This is a genomic window from Deinococcus aquatilis DSM 23025 (assembly GCF_000378445.1).
Classification (GTDB): domain Bacteria; phylum Deinococcota; class Deinococci; order Deinococcales; family Deinococcaceae; genus Deinococcus; species Deinococcus aquatilis.
This window is the reverse complement of the sequence record NZ_KB899699.1, coordinates 26,161-40,356: the sequence shown is the minus strand read 5'-3', so window position 1 is coordinate 40,356 and position 14,196 is coordinate 26,161. Positions and strand designations below refer to the sequence as shown.

Genomic DNA, 14,196 nt, shown 5'->3' with positions numbered 1-14,196 from the left:
GGCACATCCAGAGACGGACGTGTCCTTCGCTGTTATGAACAGAAAAGAACCAGCCCCGGATGAAGGCCGAACTGCTTTTCAGACAGGTCTGCCCGCCATCATAAAACTGGCCGTCATGCCGCCGTCTACAGGCAAAATCACGCCAGTCAGAAAACTGGCCTCGCTGCTTCCCAGAAAATAGACGACCTGCGCGACTTCACGCGGCTCTCCGAGGCGGCGCAGGGCGTGCAGGTCTTCGTAGTCCCGGCGTGTCTGGTCGGGGTCGGCACTGACGGCGATGGCCTGCAACACCGATTCGGTACTGATCGCGCCGGGAGCCACAGCATTGACGCGTACCCCACGCGGCGCGAGGTCGAGGGCCATCGCACGGGTCAGGTTCACCAGACCGCCTTTACTGGCGTTATAGGCGACGTTACCCTGCTCAGCGAACAGCCCCTGCACGCTCGCCACATTCACGATGGCGCTGCCCCTCGGCATCAGGTCGATCAGGTCACGGGTCAGCAGCAGAGGAGCGCTCAGATTCACGTTCAGAGTCCGTGCCCAGCCGCGTGCGCTCACGTCCAGTACGCCCCCGTGTGCGCCCTGATAGGCGGCGTTGTTGACCAACACGCCTACACCGCCCAGTTCACGGGCAGCCCGGACGATCCGGTTGCGCCCCGCAGCGCTGGCGACATCGGCCCGCAGGCGCAGACCGCCCTTTGTCAGCGGTGGCAAATTCAGATCTACGCCCAACACCGGATGTCCCCGTTCTACATACAGTTCCGTGATGGCCCGTCCGATTCCACGTGCTGCACCGGTAACGACCACGCCGGGCAGAGAAGCAGACGCGGCAGGTGAGGTGACCGAAAGCGCAGAGGCAGCCATTCCCTAGTGTGACTCGGCTGTGCAGTGAATGAGTGGAGGGTCAGACAAAATGAAGAATAGCTTAAGCAGGAGTGGATGCTGTCGGGGGTACAGATTGGTCTGAGCCAGCCTTCTCCTGGGCGATTAGGCAACGCAGCCGCCCAAATTAGGCCGATGCTCTAAAGTGGGCGTGTATGACATTGCCCTTGATTGTGAGTGCTGGTGAAGCACTGACCGACCTAGTAACTGGCGGCGGAAACGTCTGGAACGCGCATCCGGGAGGGGCAGGCTGGAATGTGGCGCGGGCCTGTGCGCGGCTCGGCGTGCCAAGCGCCTTTGCAGGTGCAGTGGGGCAGGATAATTTTGGAGACGACCTTCTGCGCGAATCGCTGGAAGCGGGCCTCGATCCCCGCTTTTTGCAGCGTGCGCCCGCGCCCACACTGATGGCAGTCGTGTATTCCAAGTCGCCGCCTGCCTACCGCTTTCTGGGTGAAAATAGCGCTGACCTGTATTTTGATCCCACCGCCCTCCCCGATGGTTGGCTGGGCGCAGTGAAATGGCTGCACGTGGGCGGCATCAGCCTGGCGCGGTGGCCGCTGGCCGATACCCTGCTGGGCCTGATTGAAGCGGCGCGGGCCGCAGGTGTCAAGATCAGCTTCGATCCCAACGCCCGTATTTCTCACCGCCATGCCGATTATCCCGCCGTGTTCGGAGCCGTGATGCGCCGCGCCGACCTGATCAAGCTCAGCGATGAAGACCTGAACTTCTTCTTCCCCGGACGCAGTGAAGACGACGCCCTGCGCGAGCTGCGCGGCATGAACGCCCGCTCACCTATCGTAATCACACGCGGCGCGGCGGGCGCGACCCTGTTTCAGTCAGCAGGTCGCCTTGATCTGCCCACCACCCCTGTACAGGTCGTGGATACCGTGGGCGCAGGAGACGCGCTATGCGCCGGAATGTTGGTCAGCGCCACCGAGAATCCTGACGCCCTCTGGAACGACCATCTTCAACTCGGTCTCCGGGCCGCCGCAGCCGCCTGTGCCTGCGCCGGAGCCTACGCGCCTACTCGGGCAGATCTGGAAACGTTGGGGTAATTCAATTCAGGACACCAAGCGGGCGTCGTCGTGTTCGGCCATCATGCGGAGGAAGGCTTCTACGTATTGCGGATCGAACTGGCGGCCCGCCTGCATCCGAATTTCATTCAGGGCGCGTTCGCGTGTCCAGGCAGGTTTGTAGGGCCGAGCATTGGTGAGGGCATCGAAGACATCAACGATGCTGAACACCCGAGCTGTTTCGGGGATGTTCTGGCCGCGCAGGGCGGCAGGGTAGCCAGTGCCGTCCCAACGTTCGTGGTGATAGCGCACCAGATCCAGCGTCTCTGCGGGCAGAAAGTGAAGGTCTTGCAGCATGTCGTAGCCCACAGTGGTATGGGTCTGGATGATGCGGCGTTCTCCAGCGTCCAGTGGTCCCTGCTTATGCAAGATGCGGTCAGGAATCGCCAGTTTGCCCAGGTCGTGTAGGTACGCCCCCCAGCGCAGAGCTTTGACCTGATCTTCATCCCAACTGAGGCGGCGGGCAAGGCGCACGCTCATGCTGACGACTCGGGTGGTGTGGCCGCCAGTGTCGTCGTCACGGCGCTCCAGCGCAGCTCCCAGCGAGCGCAGGGTCAGGTCGTTGGCATCGCGGAGGTCGCGGATGGCCTGCCACTGCCCCAACTGCGATCCCAGAAGCCGGGCAAAAGAGGCCACGACGCTCTTCTCGTCTTCATCGAATTCCCGTTCTTCGGCGCGGGTCAGGATCAGCACGCCGAGGTGGTTGGTGGCCCGCCCGTACACCGGAGCCACGTGATAGGTCAGGCGTTGGGCTTTGGGCAGCAGGGCCAGGGCCTCTTCAGCAACCCAGTGATCGGCCTGCACGCTACGGCTGTCGGTGTCGCTGGGGTGAATAGGCTGCTCCAGAAAGACCTCGAACGCGCCCTTGGCCGCCAGGATATGCGGCGTGCCTTTGCGGTAGGCCACGAATGCCAGCGTGGGGGCCACCCGCAATTTGTCCAGAATACCCACCCCAGCCCGGATAATCGCGTCTGCGTCACGGGCGTCGGCCAGTCGCTCGCTGCCCACCCGCAGAGCATCGACGGTATTGCGCTGCCACGCCACTTCCCGCACAGAAGCCTGTTCGCGCAGGGTGATCAGGCCGAGGCCGCCGATGACACAAAGCGCTCCCAGCAGCTCGAACAGATTCGGGGCCGACCCCGGCAGCACCAGCGAGGCCAGAAAAGCAACCGAGTAGGCAGCCAGGGCAGCCCATTGCCAGACCCCGCCCATCGGCCAGGAAGCCACGGCCAGCAGCAGGGCCGCGCCCGCCATGAGACCCTGTTGATCGGTTAGTGCAGCGTATCCCAGCGCGAGAAGCGCCAACGCCAATACGAAATAAGTCAGGGGGCCGACACGGGACACTCCATAATTCTAGCACCAGCTTTGGGGAAAGCTTTAACGATTAATCACGTGAGCGCTCCATGTGTCCCGCTCTCCCAGACCCCATCCTTTCCAGTGGTAAGCCTGAATGAACGGAATTCCATCTGTAGAGTAAGGCTCAGTCAGACAGCAGCAAGGCACGGCGCGGTATGGTATGAGGTGTGAAAGGCCACGTCGGGGGAACCCGCCCATGAAAGTTGACCGGGAAGAGCAGGACGACGCCCGTCGGGAACGTATTGCCCGCGCCGCCTTTGAGTTGTTTGCCCGCAGTGGGCTGGACCAGACCAGTGCTCAGGACATCGCACGCGCTGCCTTTGTCAGCCGAACGAACCTGTACCGCTATTACCCCAGCAAGATTCACATGCTGCTGGCGCACTTCGAGCGCACCGTGATCGACACGCGGGATGAGGCGATCAGGAGGCTGGGCGCGGGCAGCCCCCCGCAGGCGGTGTGGGGACAGGTCACTGCGCGGATGGCTGACCTGGGTGTGCGCTACCGCCATCTGGTGGGCGCGGTGGGGCAGGCAGTCCTGGGCGCAAGGCACGACGCCCCAGCAGAAAGTCGGCCAGCCGGAGCAACCTCCGAACCGAACACGGCCATCCATGACATTCGCACCGCTGTAACGCTGGTGGCATTGGTGGAACCCGTCTTGATCGCCATGCGCCATCAGGGGCACATTCGGCCCGATACCAATATTCAGTTTCTGGCGTCGCTGTTTGTGGATGCCTGCCTGTTGGCGCTGCTACACGGCGGCCACCGCAATCAGCGCGAGGTTCTGCGCGATTGGCAAGACCGCTTCACGCTGATCATGCACGGCGCACTGGCTCCTGGCCTGAGCGTGGCGAATATAGACGGCCAGATTTCAGCGCGGCTGACCCTGGAACAGACGGAAGTGGCCGAAGCCTCAGCCACACCACTCAGCGGATAGAGATTCAATCCCGACATACAGAAGGTGTTCAGGCAAGCTCCAACGTGCAGGGCTGGGGGCGGGGGTATGCTCCTGTCATGTCGAAATCTGCCTCACTGACCCACCTTCCTGCCTGGCAAGCCCTTCAGGCCCACTTCGAGGCTTTCGGGCAAACGCACCTGCGCGACCTGTTCGCTGCCGACCCCGTACGCGGCGAGCGCCTGAACGCCGAGGGGGCGGGTCTATATCTGGATTACAGCAAACACCGCGTGACGGATGAGACGCTGGGGCTGCTGCTGCAATTGGCGCGTGAAACGGGAGTGGAAGCCAAGCGCGACGCGATGCTGGCAGGCGAGAAAATCAATGTGACCGAGGGCCGCGCCGTGCTGCATACGGCTCTGCGTGCCCCACGCGGCGCGGCGGTGATGGTGGACGGCAAAAACGTGGTGCCGGACGTTCATGAAGTTCTTGACCGGATGGCAATTTTTGCCGACTCTGTGCGGGCCGGGCAGTGGCTGGGCTTTACGGGCAAACCCATTCGCAACATCGTCAATATAGGAATCGGCGGCTCGGACCTTGGCCCGGTGATGGCCTATGAGGCGCTGAAGCATTACGCCCAACGCGACCTGACCCTGCGCTTCGTCTCCAACGTGGACGGCACCGATCTAGCCGAGAAAGTACGCGACCTGAACCCCGAAGAAACGCTGGTCATCGTGTCCAGCAAGACCTTTACGACGCAGGAAACGATGGCGAACGCCAGCAGCGCCCGCACTTGGCTGCTGGCTGCACTGGGCGACGAGGCCGCAGTGGCGCGGCACTTTGTGGCCGTGTCGACCAATGCCGATGCGGTGGGCAAATTCGGCATCGATACCGCCAATATGTTCGGATTCTGGGACTGGGTGGGCGGGCGCTACTCCATGGACAGCGCCATCGGCCTGAGCCTGATGCTGGCCATCGGGCCGGACGGTTTCCGTGAGCTGTTGGCCGGATTCCACGACATGGACGAACACTTCCGCACCGCCCCGCTGGAATCCAATCTTCCTGTCCTGATGGGAATGCTGGGCGTCTGGTACAACAACTTTTTCGATGCACAGACGGTCGCCATTTTGCCCTACGACCAGTACCTGTCTCACTTCAGCGCCTACCTGCAGCAATTGGACATGGAGAGCAACGGCAAGCACATCACTTTGGACGGCGCGGTCACGGACTACCAGACTGGGCCGGTGATCTGGGGACAGCCCGGTACCAACGGCCAGCACGCCTTCTATCAGTTGATCCATCAGGGCACCAAGCTGATTCCCTGCGACTTTATCGGCTTTGCCCGTACCCTGAATCCCATGCCTGTTCAGGGCGGCCTCACCCATCACGACCTGTTGATGGCGAACGTATTTGCCCAGACCGAGGCGCTGGCTTTCGGCAAAACGCTGGACGCAGTGCTGGCGGAGGGCGTCGATCCTGCACTGGCCCCTCACCGTGTCTTTGACGGCAACCGCCCCACCTCTACCCTGCTGGCCGACCAGCTCACCCCGCGCATTCTGGGAGCGCTCATCGCCCTGTACGAACACAAGGTATTTGTTCAGGGAGCCGTCTGGGACATCAATTCCTTCGATCAGTGGGGCGTGGAGTTGGGCAAGGTGCTGGCCGGAAAAATCGTGCCGGAACTGGGCAGCGACGAGGAGCCGCCGTTGGCGCATGACAGCAGCACCAACGCCTTGATTCGTTGGTACAGAGAAAAGCGAGCCTGAAACAAGAAGGTGGAGCGTAGATCGTGGTCTTATTGTTTCCACGATCTACGCTCCACTTGCTTCTTTCGCTGTTCAGCTCCAGTCTGCGGGCCGTTCTCCCAGCCCAAAATGCCAGGCGATGGCCGCCGCAATGCGTCCCGATGCCTGCCCGTCGCCGTAAGGGTTGCGGGCGGCTCGCATGGCGGCCAGGGTGGCTTCGTTGCCCAGAAGGTCGGTCAGCACCTGCTCTAGCTGCGCCGGGTCGTTTCCGGCCAGCCGCAGCACGCCTGCTTCTACGCCTTCCGGGCGCTCGGTCACGTTGCGGAGCACCGCCACAGGCACACCCAGCGCCGCGCCTTCTTCTTGCAGGCCGCCCGAATCGGTGGCAAGCAAGGCGCTGGCGGCCATCAGTGGGGCCATGTCGCTGTAATCCAGCGGATCGGTGAGTTCAAAGTTGTGGAGCGCCCCCAGCACGGGCCGCACGGCTTCCTGCACGGCGGGCGAGAGGTGAACCGGGTAGATAAAGTGGGTTTCGGGGAAAGCCTGAGCGACCCGCGCCAACGCCCCGGCCATCTCGCGCATCATGGGCTGGTTTTCGCGGCGGTGCATGGTGACAGTGACAAGGCGCTGGCCTGCCTGAACGCGGGCCTGCCACTCGGGGCGCAGGGGCACGCGGCCCGCCACTTCGCGCACGGCGTCTACTGCCGTTTGCCCGGTGACAACGATGTTGCCGGGGGCTTTGCCTTCGCGCAGCAGGTTGGCCTTACTGCCCGAAGTGGGCGAGAAATCCAGCGTGGACAGCACCCCGGTCAGGCGGCGGTTGGCTTCTTCGGGAAAGGGTTCGCTGAGGCTGCCGCTGCGGAGACCCGCTTCGACGTGGCCCACCGGAATGCCTTCATAAAAGGCGCTGAGGGCCACACAGAACGACGTGGACGTATCGCCGTGAACCAGCACCATATCGGCCCCCATCTGGCGCAGCAGCTTGCCCGAGGGCGGCACGATGCGGGCGGTGAGGTCGGCCAACGTCTGGCGGTCCGTCATCACGTTCAGGTCTTCGTCGGGGGTCAGGCCAAAGACCGATAAGGCACCGTCGAGCATCTGGCGCTGCTGGCCGGTAGACAGAATCAGAGGCCGCAATCCCGGATGGGCAGCAATGGCGGCGTACACGGGGGCCATTTTGGTGGCTTCGGGACGTGTTCCAAAGGCCAAGACGATGGTTTTGGGGGCGGGCGCTTGGGCATCAGCAGACATCTTGGGCATCATGTCAGTTTTTGGGCGGTCTGGGAATGGCGGTTTCAGAGGCCACCGTTTCAGACGGCTGCACCTCTGAGGGCTGGGCACGCATGCGGCGGTAGGCCACGAACCACAGGCAGGCCAACACGACCACACCCGTCAGGAGAATCACGCCCCCAGACACGCCCTGCAGCCACATGCCGAGCATTCCACAGGCCAGCGAGATCACCCACAAAATAACGGCGGTACGGCGTGCACTGGCAGTCCGCGCCAAGACCCGGTGATGGATATGGGTTTTGTCGGGGTGACCCAGCGGATTACGAATTCCCCGCGCCAGACGACCAATGACGACCTGCGTAGTATCCAGTACTGGGAGCGCAAGCACGATCAACGGAACGATCAGGCTGGCTCCGGCACTGAATTTGAGGGTACCCAACAGACTCACGGCGGCCAGCGTGTAGCCGATCAGATACGACCCTGTATCGCCCATGATGATGCGGCTGGGGTTGAAATTGTGGCGCAGGTAGCCCAGCGTTGCGCCCGCGAGTCCGGCCAGCAACACCACCGCCGCCGCCCGGTCGGGAAACTGGGCCGCCGTGAACAGCAACACCATGCTGACCACGAAGCCCACGCCGCCGACCACGCCGTCCACACCGTCCAGCAGATTGACCGAATTGGTCAGGCCCACGATCCAGACCACCGTGATCAGGTTGCTGAGGGGAATATTCAGGCCATCGGGGAGCGTGGGGATGAAGGGAATAGCGTTCAGATCAATTCGCAAGCCGTTGACGATCAGGAGAAAGGCCGCCAACGTCTGCACCAGCAGGCGCGACAGCGGAGACAACCCGAACTGATCGTCAATAAATCCGGTCAGCACCAGCAGGGACGCGCCCAGCAGGATCGCCAGAACCTGAATATTTACAACCTCTATGACGATGGGGCGCAGTGCCCACGCCACGACCACACTGACTATAAAACCCGCAAAAATCGCCAGCCCGCCCGCATTGGGGAGCGGCTCCTTATTCAGTCTGCGGGCATTGGGCTGATCGGCCCAACCCACCTGAATGGCAAAGGCCCGCACGCTGGGAATAAAGCGCCAGGTGAAGACCCATGCCGTAAGAAACGTGAGAAGAACGCTGAGAAAACCGCGTCCCAACAGATCCGCGATACCAACTTGCGCCGCGAGCGCTTTCAAAGAATCCATAACCTGATTGAAGTGTAAAGGTATGGCGTGAGGAACGCGTCGTCAGGAAGGTGGAGAAGCGAAGCCCGGTGCGGCGTCTCAAAGCTTCTAGACCTGCATGGGTCAGAATTTGATCGGCCACCACACCTTCAGCACCGACTACTGACCATTTTCAATATTCAGCGCCCGTCCAGACCCTGCTTGGGCGGCGCAGACGGCTCGGTTTGAGGGAACTGCTTCTTCGTCACCTGAGCCTTGAGTACGTTCAGGGCAGCGTCCAGCGTGGTGTCCTGCCCAGTTGTGGTGAGCAGGGCGATGTCGGTGGGGGCCAGGATATCGGGGGTGATCCGGTCGGGCAGCGGCCTGTCGGCGGCATCGAAAGCCTTCAGGATGGTCAGACCCAGGACGCCGCCGTCGGGGAGCGGCTGAAAGTTGACGCCGCTGTTGCCCACGCCGCGTGTGACCTCGCCTATGGCCGTGGCTCCAGACAACTGAGCGTAATGGGTAAACACCTCGGCACAGGAAGCGGTGTTCGGACCGATCAGCAGGGCCACCGGCTGTTTCCAGACAGCCCAATCGGGGCGGGCCATCCTCGCAATCGGCGACATGACTTCATCGCCCAGGAGTCCGCCATAGGTAAAGCCGCCACGCTCAAAGCGGGCACGGTACACCGTGGGGCCAAAGACGCTGCTGGCCGCCACGCACTCATTCAGGCTGCCGCCACCGTTGTAGCGCAGATCCACGATCAGGGCTTCGGCATTGGCCTGCTTCGCCTCACCCACCCGCGCCAGAAACAGTTCGGCACTGTCGGAGGACAGGAAGGTAGGGTACTGAATCAGCGCCGTCCGCCCGCCTTCGCCCACCCAACTGAGGGTCGGTTCGTCGCGGGCCTGTAGATTCTGGGAACTCAGGATCAGGTCGCGGTCGGGGCTGCCTGCCCGGTGCAGCGTGACGGTGATCGGAGTGTTGGCCCGCTCCAGCCGTACAAATTCGTTGGGGCCGATGGGCTGGTCGGTTCCGGCCTGCTCACCGTTGATACGGGTCAGGAGGTCGAAGCGGCGCACTCCCGCACGTTCGGCGGGACTCGCTGGCATCACCGACACCACCAGCAGGCCGCCTGCCACCCGGCTCACCCGAGCTCCGGTTCGGGGCACCGATTTATTCTGACTGACCTCAGCCAGCCTTTCTGCACCCTCGGCATCGCGCACATTGGTATGCGCGTCGCCCAGTTCCTTCAGCATGTCGGTGATCACGGCGCGGCCCGTATCGTAATCGCACGATTCCAGCTGCTCGGCACAGCGTTCGGCCAGAATCGGCGCGTACTTCTGGGCCAGCGCCACCCGGTCCACCGTAGACCAGCCGTAATAGCCCTTTTCGACCGACCTGGTCACGATATCGAACAGGTCGGTGGCAGGGCTGGCGGCGGCCAAACCACAGCTCAGGGCAAGCAGGAGCGCAGAGACACGGCGAAGTTGTGGCACAGCCTCAGCGTAGCGCGGCACAGGCTGGAATCATGGTCTATGGGCTTACGCTTGGGCCTTTGGCTATCCCCCATCAGGTGAAGGTGATGGTTGTGGCTTCTCCCACGTTGGACTTCCCCAGTCCACAGCCCCAAATTCTACGGATCCGCAGGAGAGGGGGCAGGAGAGCCAAGCGAAGCACTCGGCAGGATTGCTTCAAGGACGTTGGAGCTGAATTGCCAGTTGTTTTGACGTTGGAAATACCCCGCCACGGCATAAGCGACGACGTCCGCACAGCTACGGACAGGGCGTGGCGAGGAGGTGGCAGCGGATTCATTGCTTACTTCAGGTGATACACGCCGTGCCGTACCTCCCGCGAATCCAGCAGAGAGGGCAACATCTGCGCCAGGAAAGGGGGCCGGACATCCAAGCTTTGAAGGTCTTCCAGTGAGAACCAGGCAAAACTGACGCCCTCATCCGACTGATTGGAGAAACTGCCGCTGGGAAGCTGCGGCACCTCCGTCGCCACGTAGAAAAACTCCAGACCATGTATCTCCTGGCGTGTTTCTCGGCCTTCAATCTGCCAAAAGATTTCAGCGACCAAGGCCAACCGCACTTCATCCAACACCGCGCCCGTTTCTTCCAAGAATTCGCGGCGGGCGGCCTGTTCGCTGGATTCTCCGCTCTGAATGCGGCCACCCGGCGTAAACCAGAAATCAGCATCGTTGAACCTGTTCAGCAGCAGGTGCCCATCCCGCACGATCAGTACAGCGGCGCGGGCGCTGAAGCGGGTCTGACCCAAACGAATGTCCAGGTCAGGCTTCTCGGTGGTCAGGTTCATCAACCGATCAGCGTTGTCAGGATGCCCACGCCTTCCACTTCGACCTCCACCGTGTCACCCGGTTCCACTGGCCCCACGCCTTCCGGGGTTCCGGTCAGCACCACGTCCCCCGGCTCCAGCGTCACAAAGCGGGTGATGTAGGTCAGAATCTGCACCACATCGAAAATCATCTGATTGGTGCGGCCATCTTGCCGGGTTTGGCCGTTCACGCGGGTCTGCACGCGCAGATCAGCCGGGTTCAGTTCAGTTTCCAGCCACGGCCCCAGCGGGCAAAAACGGTCTGCGGCTTTGGCCCGGAACCACTGCAGGTCGCTTTTCTGAAGGTCGCGGGCGGTGAGGTCCAGGCCGCAGGTGTAACCCAGCACGGCATCCAGCGCATTCTCGGGCGTCAGATTGCGGGCTTGCTGGCCGATCACCAGCGCCAGCTCGCCTTCAAAATGAAAACTCTGTGTCCAGTCGGGCTTCTTGACCGTGCCGCCGGGTTCGGCCAGCGCGTTGGGGCCTTTCAGGAAGATGCCGGGTTCGGTGGGCAACCCCGCCGTATCGTTGCCCAGTTCACGAATATGATCCAGATAATTGCGGCCCACACACACAATTTTGCTGGGTTCGGCGGGGGCCAGCAGGGTCGCCTCATCCAGGGCCACCGTCTGGCCCGTTCTTTCTCCAGCCATGCCGTGCGTGAGGTAAACGGTGTGTTCTTCGAGCTGACCCCACTGGGCCGCGTTCCCGGTCTGAATTCGGACAATCCGCATAGGTCAAGCATAGGGCGTCTTTGCCCAGTCGTCTGCCGGATGCTGGTTGACGTGATGGCCTAAGGACTTGCTCCGCTCTACCGCGCCGCTCTATCACCCGGATTCACCTCCGACTCACCGCACTTTCTGATCACCCAGCGAAGCTTGGCATGGGCGGGTAGACTGGCCCGCATGACTGTTGGCCTCAACAAAGAACTGGAATCGAACACTGGATTCATTCGCACTTCAGATGTCCTGAGCGAACACTTTGCCGGAGCAGCGGCGCGGCGACTTGACCAGCAGCACGGCAACGAAGAACTGCTGTACGGATTGGACCTGTTGGGGCTGGCTGGGCCGTTTTCGCGGGTCACGCCCTGGGAATTGGAAGATGAACACGGCGTGCAGCGCATCAACGCCTCGGGCTACGCGGCCACCCCCTTTGGCGAGATGCCGCCCGTGCTGACCGACTTTTTGCAGGAATTTCTGACCAAAAACCGGGCGATGAGCCTGCCGCAGCAGTCCTCAGGACCCTGGCGGGCCGCGCTGCAAACCAATCTGGTGCGCCTGTTGGCCCGAGAACTGCCCAGTCACGCCGACTCACAGGTGTTTTTTTGCTCCAGCGGCACCGAGGCCATCGAGGGCGCACTGAAATTTGCCAAAGCTTGGCGGCCCAAAGCTAAGTTTCAGATTTCATTTTCCAGCGGCTATCACGGCAAAACCCTGGGCAGCCTCAGCCTCACGCCCAATCCCGAATATCAGGATGTGTTCCGGCCACTGGTTCCGGGGGCGCTGACCAGTCCGTACGGCGATCTGGGCGCACTGACCAGCCTGATCCGGCGCGTCGGCCCCGACAACGTGGTGTGCGTGGTGGTGGAACCCATTCAGGGCGAAGGCGGGGTCAATATTCCGCCCCCCGGCTTCCTGAGCGGCCTTGGGGAACTGTGCCGCAGATACGGCATCGTGGTCATTGCCGACGAGATTCAGACCGGACTGGGCCGCACCGGGCACTGGTTCGAATCGGCAGCGCAGGGGCTGGACGCCGATATCGTCACGCTGGCTAAACCGCTGGGCGGCGGCATGACCGCAGTCGGGGCGACCATCGTACGCCACACCATCTACAAAAAAATGCTGGGTGGCCTGAGCAGCAAACGCCATTCCAACACCTTCGGGGGCGGGGCGATGGCGATGGCCGTGGGCCTGAAATCGCTGGAATACCTGATGGAAAACGACCTGCCCGCCCGCAGCCTGCGTCTGGGTGCAGAGGGGCTGGCCCGCCTGAAGACCATTCAGGCCCAGCATCCCCGCCTGCTGGAAGACGTGCGCGGTCAGGGGATGCTGCTGGCGATGCAATTCAAGCCGATGCTGGGGCTGCCGCTGCCCGACGTACTGAAGGAACTGGTGTTCGAGGCCACCGCGATTCTGGCCCTGCGCGAACTGCATATCAGCGGCGTGATGGGCAACCTCAGCCTCAGCTCCAAGCGCACGGTACGGCTCACGCCTGCACTGGACATGCCCGAAGACGTGTTCAAAACCATGATGAACCGCGTGGCCGACTTTGCCGCCCGCAACCCCGCCGCCCGCAACATCCTGACCAATACGCCTCCCGCCATGACCGCGAAACTGGCCCAGTTTGCCGCGAGCAAGCCGAAGAAACGGACGCCGAGCGATGGGTGAAAAAACCTGATCGTAGAGGGTGGATCGTGGTTGGGCTTTTCCCACTCTCCACGATCCACCCCCTACGATCTCTGAGCTGGCTGACTCACCACTGACAGTTCTTACAGCTTGGTCAGCTTCGGATATTTCTGAATCGCCTCATCCTCACTCAGGAATTCTCCCTGGGCATCTGGACTCCAGACCACCTCGGCGCGGATCAGGTCGCCGGGGGTCACGCTGCTGATGGCGTTCAGGGCGGCCCGGACTTCGGCGGCGTTGGTGGTGCCTGCGGGGGGCAGGTTGCCCAGAGCGTGGGCGGCAATGGCGATGGTGACAGCCAGATACAGATCGCCGGAATCGTGTTCGGCCTTGTAGTCCTTGCGGTGCTGATAGCCGCTGTTGACATCTTTGTTCTGGTAGTTGCTGGTGGTCTGTTCAGTGAAGGCGGAGCGGGCTTCGGTGGCCCACGCGCCCACCTGAGAATCGGCGGCGTTGGCGGCTCCCTGGGCGCGTTCTACGTTGCCGTACACCCAGCGGTCAGGGTGACGCAGCGCCACCAGTGCGGCTTCCTGAAGCATCCGGGCCAGTCCCTCGTTGCTGTCGGGGTCGCCAGATTCGGCCACATGTTGCAGCGCCTTTTTCACCTCGTCGCCCTCGGCCATCAGCACCTGCACGCTGACCGCCTGCGCTGTACCGCTCAGGCCAGACAGCCCGCCGCCGCGTGTGAGGGCGCGTGCGCCGCCGCTGGCCGCCATGCTGCGGCGCATATAGCCCACCACCATAAACACCACGATGGCAAAGATGATCAGTCCGGTGAGGCCAAAGCCGCCGCCTCCGCCCCCGTAATAGCCCCCCCCGCCCGAATTGACGATGATGGGGCCGCTGTAGCCGCCGCCACTGTACCCGCCCCCGCTATAGCCGCCGCCTCCGCCGCTGTACCCGCCGCCCCCACCCGACGATCCACCGGAAGAACCGCCGGAACTGCTGCCGCCAAAGCCGCCGCCGGATTGGGCCGAAGCGGTGCTGTGCAGGGTCAGGGTTCCGAGGGCCAGCACGAAAACCGCAAACAGCAGCAGCAACACAAAGAGCGGACGCGAATGGGCCTGAGGGCGTGGATTGTGAAGGCGGGGCATGATGGCACAGTCTA

At 62.6% G+C, this 14,196-nt stretch carries 12 protein-coding genes; 4 read left to right on the top strand and 8 right to left on the bottom strand.

The window, feature by feature from the left end; translation table 11 throughout:
- Nucleotides 1-78 precede the first annotated feature (78 nt).
- Entirely contained in the window at nt 79-864 is a 786-nt protein-coding gene (locus F561_RS0104270; protein WP_019008709.1) for an SDR family NAD(P)-dependent oxidoreductase, read from the bottom strand.
- A 173-nt stretch (nt 865-1,037) separates the two neighbouring features.
- Here F561_RS0104270 and F561_RS0104265 point away from each other — a divergent pair, with 173 nt between their 5' ends.
- Nucleotides 1,038-1,937: a carbohydrate kinase family protein gene (locus tag F561_RS0104265; protein ID WP_019008708.1), complete on the top strand. Its 900-nt coding sequence runs from the start codon at nt 1,038-1,040 to the stop codon at nt 1,935-1,937.
- A gap of 6 nt (nt 1,938-1,943) precedes the next feature.
- On the opposite strand, the gene F561_RS0104260 is transcribed toward F561_RS0104265, so the two are convergent.
- A complete protein-coding gene (locus F561_RS0104260) occupies nt 1,944-3,209 on the bottom strand; it encodes an HD-GYP domain-containing protein (protein WP_019008707.1) in 1,266 nt (421 codons plus the stop codon).
- 298 nt (nt 3,210-3,507) lie between these two features.
- On the opposite strand from F561_RS0104260, the gene F561_RS0104255 reads away from it, so the two are divergent.
- Complete coding sequence (locus F561_RS0104255; RefSeq protein WP_019008706.1) at nt 3,508-4,245, top strand: TetR/AcrR family transcriptional regulator; 738 nt, start codon at nt 3,508-3,510, stop codon at nt 4,243-4,245.
- Between the two features lie 77 nt (nt 4,246-4,322).
- Nucleotides 4,323-5,969: a glucose-6-phosphate isomerase gene (gene pgi, locus F561_RS0104250; protein WP_019008705.1), complete on the top strand. Its 1,647-nt coding sequence runs from the start codon at nt 4,323-4,325 to the stop codon at nt 5,967-5,969.
- A gap of 72 nt (nt 5,970-6,041) precedes the next feature.
- On the opposite strand, the gene wecB is transcribed toward pgi, so the two are convergent.
- The 5 genes from wecB to F561_RS0104225 all read right to left on the bottom strand — a co-directional run bounded on the left by wecB (nt 6,042) and on the right by F561_RS0104225 (nt 11,417).
- Complete coding sequence (gene wecB / locus F561_RS0104245; protein ID WP_026298591.1) at nt 6,042-7,199, bottom strand: non-hydrolyzing UDP-N-acetylglucosamine 2-epimerase; 1,158 nt, start codon at nt 7,197-7,199, stop codon at nt 6,042-6,044.
- Between the two features lie 13 nt (nt 7,200-7,212).
- Entirely contained in the window at nt 7,213-8,385 is a 1,173-nt protein-coding gene (locus F561_RS24760) for an MraY family glycosyltransferase (protein WP_019008703.1), read from the bottom strand.
- 158 nt (nt 8,386-8,543) lie between these two features.
- Complete coding sequence (locus tag F561_RS24755; RefSeq protein ID WP_040379800.1) at nt 8,544-9,845, bottom strand: S41 family peptidase; 1,302 nt, start codon at nt 9,843-9,845, stop codon at nt 8,544-8,546.
- A 319-nt stretch (nt 9,846-10,164) separates the two neighbouring features.
- Nucleotides 10,165-10,665 carry an NUDIX hydrolase gene (locus F561_RS27050; RefSeq protein WP_019008701.1) on the bottom strand — a complete coding sequence of 167 codons (501 nt, stop codon included), beginning with the start codon at nt 10,663-10,665 and terminating at the stop codon, nt 10,165-10,167.
- Nucleotides 10,665-11,417 carry a fumarylacetoacetate hydrolase family protein gene (locus F561_RS0104225; protein WP_019008700.1) on the bottom strand — a complete coding sequence of 251 codons (753 nt, stop codon included), beginning with the start codon at nt 11,415-11,417 and terminating at the stop codon, nt 10,665-10,667. The genes F561_RS27050 and F561_RS0104225 overlap by 1 nt, the downstream gene beginning before the upstream one ends.
- Before the next feature lie 171 nt (nt 11,418-11,588).
- Between F561_RS0104225 and F561_RS0104220 the strand changes: the two genes are divergently transcribed.
- A complete protein-coding gene (locus tag F561_RS0104220) occupies nt 11,589-13,070 on the top strand; it encodes a class-III pyridoxal-phosphate-dependent aminotransferase (RefSeq protein WP_019008699.1) in 1,482 nt (493 codons plus the stop codon).
- A 101-nt stretch (nt 13,071-13,171) separates the two neighbouring features.
- On the opposite strand, the gene F561_RS0104215 is transcribed toward F561_RS0104220, so the two are convergent.
- Entirely contained in the window at nt 13,172-14,182 is a 1,011-nt protein-coding gene (locus F561_RS0104215; RefSeq protein WP_019008698.1) for a DUF1517 domain-containing protein, read from the bottom strand.
- Between the last annotated feature and the right edge of the window lie 14 nt (nt 14,183-14,196).

Excerpts from the sequence above, each read along its gene's own strand:
- F561_RS0104270 (WP_019008709.1), bottom strand. The coding sequence starts at position 864 with ATGGCTGCCTCTGCGCTTTCGGTCACCTCACCTGCCGCGTCTGCTTCT.
- F561_RS0104265 (WP_019008708.1), top strand. The coding sequence starts at position 1,038 with ATGACATTGCCCTTGATTGTGAGTGCTGGTGAAGCACTGACCGACCTA.
- F561_RS0104260 (WP_019008707.1), bottom strand. The coding sequence starts at position 3,209 with ATGGCGGGCGCGGCCCTGCTGCTGGCCGTGGCTTCCTGGCCGATGGGC.
- F561_RS0104255 (WP_019008706.1), top strand. The coding sequence starts at position 3,508 with ATGAAAGTTGACCGGGAAGAGCAGGACGACGCCCGTCGGGAACGTATT.
- pgi (WP_019008705.1), top strand. The coding sequence starts at position 4,323 with ATGTCGAAATCTGCCTCACTGACCCACCTTCCTGCCTGGCAAGCCCTT.
- wecB (WP_026298591.1), bottom strand. The coding sequence starts at position 7,199 with ATGTCTGCTGATGCCCAAGCGCCCGCCCCCAAAACCATCGTCTTGGCC.
- F561_RS24760 (WP_019008703.1), bottom strand. The coding sequence starts at position 8,385 with ATGGATTCTTTGAAAGCGCTCGCGGCGCAAGTTGGTATCGCGGATCTG.
- F561_RS27050 (WP_019008701.1), bottom strand. The coding sequence starts at position 10,665 with ATGAACCTGACCACCGAGAAGCCTGACCTGGACATTCGTTTGGGTCAG.
- F561_RS0104225 (WP_019008700.1), bottom strand. The coding sequence starts at position 11,417 with ATGCGGATTGTCCGAATTCAGACCGGGAACGCGGCCCAGTGGGGTCAG.
- F561_RS0104220 (WP_019008699.1), top strand. The coding sequence starts at position 11,589 with ATGACTGTTGGCCTCAACAAAGAACTGGAATCGAACACTGGATTCATT.
- F561_RS0104215 (WP_019008698.1), bottom strand. The coding sequence starts at position 14,182 with ATGCCCCGCCTTCACAATCCACGCCCTCAGGCCCATTCGCGTCCGCTC.